This is a genomic window from Polaromonas sp. P1_E1_2, from assembly GCF_056406035.1.
The window spans coordinates 1-7,267 of the sequence record NZ_JBFUAZ010000170.1 but is presented as its reverse complement, the minus strand read 5'-3'; the positions used below and the strand labels follow the sequence as shown (position 1 = coordinate 7,267).

Sequence of the window (7,267 nt, the reverse complement as noted above, 5' to 3'; positions counted from 1 at the left end):
GCGCTGAACTGGGCGCGCACCTATTTGCTGGCACTGGTGTCCGAGCGCATCGGCGCCGACCTGCGCACAGCCACCTTCGACCACCTGCTGGAGCTCTCGCTGGACTACTTTGGCGGCAAGCGCACCGGTGACCTGATGTCCCGCATCGGCTCGGAAACCGACCGCATCTGCGTGTTTTTGTCGCTGCATGCGCTGGATTTCGCCACCGATGTGCTGATGATCGTGATGACCGCGGTGATCCTCATTTCCATCAACCCCTGGCTGGCTGTGGTGACCCTGCTGCCGCTGCCGTTTATCGGCTGGATGATCCATGTGGTGCGCGACAAGCTGCGCACCGGATTTGAAAAAATCGACCGCGTCTGGTCGGACGTGACCAATGTGCTGGCCGATACGATTCCTGGCATTCGCGTGGTCAAGGCCTTTGCCCAGGAAAAGCGCGAAGCCCAGCGTTTTCGTGAGGTCAACCAGCACAACCTGGCAGTCAATGACAAGCTCAACAAGACCTGGTCACTGTTCACGCCCACCGTCTCATTGCTCACAGAAGTCGGCCTGCTGGTGGTCTGGGCTTTCGGCATCTGGCTGGTGTCGCGCCAGCAGATCACCGTCGGCGTACTGACGGCCTTCATTGCCTACATCGGCCGCTTTTACGGCCGGCTTGATTCGATGAGCCGCATCGTTTCCGTCACGCAAAAGGCCGCCGCCGGCGCCAAGCGCATTTTCGACATCCTCGATCACGTCTCCAACGTGCCCGAAACGGCCAACCCGGTGAAGATTGGTGCGCTCGAAGGCCGCATCGACATGAAGAACCTCGGGTTCCGTTACGGCAACCGCTCGGTCATTCGCGGGCTCGATCTGCAGATCCGCCCCGGCGAAATGATCGGACTGGTGGGCCACAGCGGTTCAGGCAAAAGCACGCTGGTCAACCTGATCTGCCGGTTTTACGACGTGAGCGACGGCTCCATCAGCGTGGACGGCACCGACATCCGCCGCTTCGGTGTGGCCGACTACCGCCGCAACATCGGCCTCGTGCTGCAGGAGCCGTTTCTTTTCTTCGGCACGATTGCCGAAAATATCGCCTACGGCAAGCCGGGCGCCACGCGCGCTGAAATCGTCGCGGCCGCGCGTGCCGCCCATGCGCATGAATTCATTTTGCGGCTGGCGCAGGGCTATGACTCGCTGGTGGGTGAGCGCGGACAGGGGCTGTCGGGTGGTGAGCGCCAGCGCATCTCGATTGCGCGGGCCTTGCTGATCAACCCGCGCATCCTGATCCTCGACGAAGCGACCTCATCGGTGGACACCGAAACGGAAAAAGAAATCCAGCGTGCCCTCGACAACCTGGTGCAGGGCCGCACCACGATTGCCATTGCCCACCGCCTTTCAACACTGCGCAAGGCCGACCGCCTGGTGGTGATGGACCGCGGCCAGGTGGTTGAAGTGGGCCCGCACGACGAACTGATGGCGCAGCAGGGAGCCTACTGGCGCCTGTACGAGGCCCAGGCGCGCCAGGTCGACAGCGAAGAGGGCGGCGAGGAAGCAGCGCAAAGCCTTATCGCAGTGGCCACCTCGCAGCTGGCCCACACCGCGCAGCACACCGGCAATCGGTGAGCCAAGGATTGCACATGACAACTTCTTCTCATTTCTCTTCTCCTTCCTTTTCCCTGGAACGCACGGCGTCGGGCCGGCTGGTGTTCGTCGATGCCGGTGGCCTGCAGCATGTGGGCGTGGTGCCGGTACGGGCCTTTCCCCTGGCTGCCCCCGATGAAGGCATTTCACTGATTAACGCCGAAGGGCACGAGGTGGCCTGGGTGGAAGACCTGCAGGCCTTGCCGGCGCAAGCGCGTACCGTGCTGGAGGAAGAACTGGCCCTGCGCGATTTCGCCCCTGAAATCACACGGCTCAAAAGCGTTTCGACCTTTGCCACCCCCAGCGTGTGGACGGTAGAGACCGACAGGGGAGAAACGTCTTTTGTGCTCAAGGGTGAGGAAGACATTCGCCGCCTGGGGCGCACGGGTTTGCTGATTGCCGGCAGCCAGGGGGTGCAGTACAGCGTGAAGGATATGACGGCGCTGGACCGGGGGTCGCGGCGGTTGTTGGAACGGTTTCTTTAGGCCGGGTCTTGCCCCAGCTACGTGCTCTTAGCTGATGGTTGCTGGCCGGGGGTTGCCCGGCATGCAACTCACTTTCTTTTGCTTCGCCAAAAGAAAGTAAGCAAAGAAAAGGCGACCCTGGTTCCTGCGTCCCTTCGCTGCGCTACGGGCAACCTGCGGTGCTCGGTCCAGCCGGGGTCAAAAACAACTCGCTTCGCTCAAACAAGTTTTTTGCCCTGATCCGTCTGGCCCTGCGCTCCTCGGCGCATCCACAAGGGGTGGGGGGCGGAATACCGAACAGCCGAACTCCCAACAGCCAAAGGCAGAACCCCGAATACCAGAAGAAACAAGGACACGCCATGGCGTGTCCTTGTTGGTATTGGTTTCCTGGTATTTCGGTATTCGGTCCCCGCTCCCGATTGGCCCTTCTGTCTGCGCCGAGGAGCGCAGGTTCAGGCGGATCAGGGATCGCGATTGTCTGAGCGAAGTGCAACGTAGCGAGTTCGAGCGAGACCCCGCYTGRMYCGAGCACCGCAGGTTGCCCGTAGCGCAGCGAAGGGACGCAGACAGCAGGGTCGCCTTTTCTTTTGCTTACTTTTCTTTTGGCGACCCAAAAGAAAAGTGAGTTGCCGCCGGGCAACCCCCGGCCAGCAAGCCTCAGCAAAAAGCGCCACGCCGGAGCAAGACCCGGCTGAATACCTCAGTCCCCCTGCGACCCCCGATGCGCCCACCCGGTAGTGTGCTTCTCAACATAGCTAAACAATTCATACATCGCCATAGCCATCGCCCCAATCACCACCAGCCCGGCAAAAGCCAACGCCAGCCGTTGTTGCGACCCGGCACTTTGCATGAGGTAGCCAATGCCTGAATCACCCGCCGTCATTTCAGCCAGCACGGTGCCGACAAAAGCCAGCGTGATCGCGACCTTGAGCGAGGCGAAGAAGTAGGGCATGGAACGCGGCAGGCCGACCTTGACCAGCACGTCCCAGCGTTTGGCGCCCAGCACGCGCAGCACGTCTTCGAGCTCGGGTTCCAGCGTGGCCAGGCCCGTGGCCATGTTCACGGTGATGGGGAAAAACGAAATCAGAAAAGCCGTGAGGATGCCGGGGCCCACGCCGATGCCGAACCAGACGATGAGGATGGGAACAATCGCGGCCTTGGGCACTGCGTTGAATGCCACCAACAGCGGATAGACCGCGGCATAGGCCAGCCGTGACGAGCCCACCAGAAAGCCCAGCAATACGCCGACCACGATGGACAGACCGAAACCCACCATCGTGACCCAGAAGGTTTTCCAGGCGGCCTCGGCGATCGGGCCGGCAAATTCAGCCATGGCCTGGGCAATGGCCAGCGGCGCGGGAAAGATGAACTCCGCTATTGAAAACCCGGCGCACACCGCCTGCCACAGTGCCACCACGGCTGCCAGTAACGCCCATGGCGCCCAGCGTTCGAGCTGTTTGTTGTTCATGTTCATACGGCGGCTCCGCCGCGCACCGCGCCGATGTGGCCGCGCAGCTCATGCACGATGTCGCTGAACTCGCGGGTGTAGGTCACTTCCAGGTCGCGCGGACGCGGCAGTTCAATCTCGCGCCGCACGACAAAGCGTCCCGGGCTTTTACTCATCACATAGACGGAGTCGGCCAAAAAGACCGACTCGCGCAAATCATGCGTGACCAGGATCACGTTGAAGCGCTGCTCGGTCCAGAGGTCGCGCAGGATGCACCAGAGCTCTTCGCGCGTGAAGGCGTCGAGCGCGCCGAAGGGCTCGTCGAGCAGCAGCATTTTTGGCTCATGAATCAGCGCGCGGCAAATGCTGGCACGCTGTTGCATGCCGCCTGACAGCTGCCACGGAAATTTGTCCTCATAACCCGCCAGGCCAACCTTCTGCAGCAGCTTGCGCGCCCGCTCTTCGAACTCCTTGCGCCTGGCCTTGAACTGGCTGCGGTAAGGCTCGACGATTTCGAGCGGCAGCAACACGTTGCCGACGGTGGTGCGCCAGGGCAGCAGCGATGGCGCCTGGAAGGCCATACCGGAAATCTTCAAGGGCCCCGTCACGGGCCGTCCGTCAATCAGGATGCTCCCGGCCGACGGCATCTTCAGGCCGGTGGCCAGCTTCATGAAAGTGGACTTGCCGCAACCCGACGGCCCGACGATGGCGATGAACTCGCCCTGCCGCACCTGCAGGTCTATGGCCTCAACGGAGAATTGCTTGCGCGCAAGCAATTCGTCGTTGTAGGCAAGCCAGACGTCGCGGAAGTCAACAAAAGGGCTGTCAGCGGTGGCGAGGGGCATGTTTTAGGTATGAAAACGGCTGTTAGCTCAATAGGGACGTGCGCAAGCAGCTATGAAAAGTGTAGCAATCCGGGCGGGCATGGTGCCAGGCACGGGGCCTGAAGCCAGGACTTATTTCTTCGGCAGCACATTCAGCTCGGCTGCCGTGGGCAGGAAGGAGCCGTTCCACACCGCGTCGGGGTTGACACGGGTCTTGGTGCCGAAAGCGTCCGACACCTGGGAGGCCATCAGCGAGAGGCGCGGCGCCTTGACCTGGCCGAAGCCTTCGGCGCGTGCGTCGGGGCTGTTGACGACGGTGTCGATGGCCAGGCGCAGGCGGCGTACTTCCAGCGGGACATTGATGATGCCGTCGCGCGCTTTCACGAATTCGATGGCGGCGGCCGGGTCGGCCACCACGTCTTTCACACCCTTGGTAAAGGCTTGCAGGAACGCCTTGATGGCGGCCGGGTTTTCCTTGATGAGCTTGGGCGAGACGATCACCACGTTGCCGTAGTGCTTCACGCCGAAGTCGGCATAGGGCAGCACCACCACGTCTTCTGCCTTCACGCCGCGCGCTTCCAGGTTGAGCAGCGAGGTAAAGGTAAAGCCGGTGATGGCGTCCACGTCGCCGCGGGCCAGCATGGTTTCGCGCAGCGGCGGGTCCATGGCTGTCCACTGGAAGCCGGTGATGTTGTTTGCCTTGGCAAAAATCGGGAAGGCGCGGCGGCCGGCATCAAACACCGGCGCGCCCATTTTTTTGCCGTTCAGGTCGGCAGGCGTCTTGATGCCTGACTTCTTGAGGGCCATGACGGAGGCCGGGGTGTTGTTGTAGACCATCATCACGCCTACCGGCTTGTTGGGTGCGTCCGGGTTGTTGGCGTGAAACTCCATCACGGAGGCCATGTCGGCAAAACCCATGTCGTAGGTGCCCGAGGCGACACGGGTCACCGCCCCGCCTGAGCCATTGCCGGCGTCCACCGTCACGTCGAGCTTGTTGGCCTTGAAGTAACCCTTGGCCACCGGCGTGAGGAAGAGGGCGGACGGGCCTTCGAAGCGCCAGTCGAGCTGGAACTTGATCGGCGTGTTTTGCGCATGGGCGTTCAGGGCCGCCAGGGCGATCACCGCCCCGGTCATCCTGGCGACAAGGCTGGGAAGGGCAGATGCGGCAGGTGCACGATTTTTCATGGCGGAATTTTCTTGAAGGGGTTGCAAAAAGGGGAGACCGGCAGGCCAGCAATCAGCATAAGAACGCGGTGGCCGTGAAATCGAAGCGAACCTCAAAACGATACAGCAAAAACAATGCCTGCCACGCTGCGGAGTAGAACTTTGGCATTGCCCCGGCAGTTCAGGTGTCTGGTGGGTCTTGCCGCTGGGCGATGCGGATTGGCCTAAGAGCAACACCTGCCGCGTTCAGGCGCTGTCATTGTTCACACACTGGGATTACTCACAGGATGCATTTTGTGATGTTTCGGCATCCGTATTTTTGGGCGGACGGCCTTGCCCGTCTTCCGCATATTGACCGGCCTGGCCGGGAGGATGCCCAGAGGCAGCTATTAAAAGATGGCGGATTGCACGCCGTAGTCCCGGTCATCAACAAGTCTTTGGGCTGGGTTGAAGGCGTTACAGCTGTTTACGTTTGACCCGGACCGCTGCCATTGCTTGAAGCCGGGCCTCGCCGCGCAGGTGCCTTTGCCGGGGTTTACCTGTCAGCCCTGACAGGGCGGGTGCCATGAACAGCCTTTGACTATTTTTGCAGCCGGTCCATAGAGTGTATTTGCGTAGGTGACAAGGATTAAGCCGCGAGGCCGTGCAGTTCCGAAGCCTTGACAAAGCCTTGGGGCAGTAGCCGAAGTCATCCAGCAACGATGTACCGGGTTAGCGGGCTTTCCAAAACAAGGCTTTCATGAAAACACCTTCCTCGCAGCTTCGCCGTCAGATGTTGTCAGTCCTGGGCCTGGGCGCCCTCGCAGGGGGTATGGGTGGGCCGGGTAGCGCCTGGGCCCAGGTTTCAGCTGCTGCCGCTGCTTCTGCGGCTAAAAAACCGGCAGGTGGCTCGAACTGGCGGTTGCTGGTCAATGAAGCGGTGGGGGGTGACACCAACTCATTTTTGCTGACCAACCGTTATCGCCCTGCCGCCGACTTCATCAGCACCCAGCTCAAGGGGCGGCCCATCGTCGTGGAGCCCATGGTTGATATCAAGCGCTTCATGGCGGTGGCCCAAGGCGCCAGCAAGCCGGAGTTTGTCTTCGGAAAATCCGTCAACCAGCTGGCCAAGCTGGTGCGCGACAACGGCTACCAGCCGGTGGTGCGGCGCGCCGACCCCTACAAGGCGGCCTTCATCGTGGCCAAGGATTCGCCCATTAAAACCCTGGCGGATGCGGCTGATGCAAAAGTCATCATGCCCGACGAGTCTGCCGCCACCAGTGCGGTGGCCCTGGCGGAACTGCGGCGGCAAAAACTTGGGCAGGTCCGCGTGACACACGTTCGCTTCCAGGAAGAAGTCGCGCAGTTTGTGAAGTCCGGAATGGGCCAGATCGGCGTGGTCAATCCCACCATTGCCAAAAAGTGGGTGGAAGAGGGCGGGCGCGTGGTGGCTGAAACCCAGCCGGTGGTGAACTGGTCGGTGCTTGCCAGTCCCAGCCTGGCCGCGGACATGGTGCAGCAGCTGCGCGACGCGCTGCTGGCCACCAATTCAGAAAGCGCAGCAGTGATGGCTTCGATGGGCGTGAAGGCATGGGCCAGAGCTGAACGGAAGGACTACCTGGATTTGTTGGACTACACGAGGGAGTAAAAAATGGGTACGTTGATTCAAGCACGTCTGTTTTCACTTTCGCCATGGCGGGCCGGACTGCTGGCCGCCATATTGGCATTTTCCTGCGGCGTACAAGCCCAGGAAAAAAGGGCGATAC

The 7,267-nt window shown here is 61.3% G+C and carries 6 protein-coding genes; 3 read left to right on the top strand and 3 right to left on the bottom strand.

The genetic code is table 11. From position 1 onward, the window contains the following. Both AC1D1P_RS10235 and AC1D1P_RS10230 read left to right on the top strand, forming a co-directional pair. Positions 1–1,605, top strand: a 1,605-nt coding sequence (locus AC1D1P_RS10235; RefSeq protein ID WP_477672892.1) for a cyanophycin metabolism-associated ABC transporter, incomplete at its 5' end; no start/stop codon positions are given. Between the two features lie 14 nt (positions 1,606–1,619). Next, positions 1,620–2,108, top strand: a complete 489-nt coding sequence (locus AC1D1P_RS10230; RefSeq protein WP_477672891.1) for a cyanophycin metabolism-associated DUF1854 family protein — start codon at positions 1,620–1,622, stop codon at positions 2,106–2,108. Between the two features lie 679 nt (positions 2,109–2,787). Here the strand turns inward: AC1D1P_RS10230 and AC1D1P_RS10225 are convergent. From AC1D1P_RS10225 to AC1D1P_RS10215, 3 genes are all read right to left on the bottom strand, one after another. Next, entirely contained in the window at positions 2,788–3,555 is a 768-nt protein-coding gene (locus AC1D1P_RS10225) for an ABC transporter permease (RefSeq protein WP_477668909.1), read from the bottom strand. Positions 3,556–3,557: 2 nt separating this feature from the next. Further along, positions 3,558–4,379, bottom strand: a complete 822-nt coding sequence (locus AC1D1P_RS10220) for an ABC transporter ATP-binding protein (protein ID WP_477672890.1) — start codon at positions 4,377–4,379, stop codon at positions 3,558–3,560. Positions 4,380–4,490: 111 nt separating this feature from the next. Beyond that, positions 4,491–5,492, bottom strand: a complete 1,002-nt coding sequence (locus AC1D1P_RS10215; protein WP_477668908.1) for an ABC transporter substrate-binding protein — start codon at positions 5,490–5,492, stop codon at positions 4,491–4,493. 769 nt (positions 5,493–6,261) lie between these two features. Here AC1D1P_RS10215 and AC1D1P_RS10210 point away from each other — a divergent pair. Continuing rightward, positions 6,262–7,149, top strand: a complete 888-nt coding sequence (locus AC1D1P_RS10210; protein ID WP_477672889.1) for a phosphate/phosphite/phosphonate ABC transporter substrate-binding protein — start codon at positions 6,262–6,264, stop codon at positions 7,147–7,149. Positions 7,150–7,267 lie beyond the last annotated feature (118 nt).

Coding starts and splice junctions, on each gene's coding strand:
- AC1D1P_RS10230 (WP_477672891.1), top strand. CDS start 1,620: ATGACAACTTCTTCTCATTTCTCTTCTCCTTCCTTTTCCCTGGAACGC.
- AC1D1P_RS10225 (WP_477668909.1), bottom strand. CDS start 3,555: ATGAACAACAAACAGCTCGAACGCTGGGCGCCATGGGCGTTACTGGCA.
- AC1D1P_RS10220 (WP_477672890.1), bottom strand. CDS start 4,379: ATGCCCCTCGCCACCGCTGACAGCCCTTTTGTTGACTTCCGCGACGTC.
- AC1D1P_RS10215 (WP_477668908.1), bottom strand. CDS start 5,492: ATGACCGGGGCGGTGATCGCCCTGGCGGCCCTGAACGCCCATGCGCAA.
- AC1D1P_RS10210 (WP_477672889.1), top strand. CDS start 6,262: ATGAAAACACCTTCCTCGCAGCTTCGCCGTCAGATGTTGTCAGTCCTG.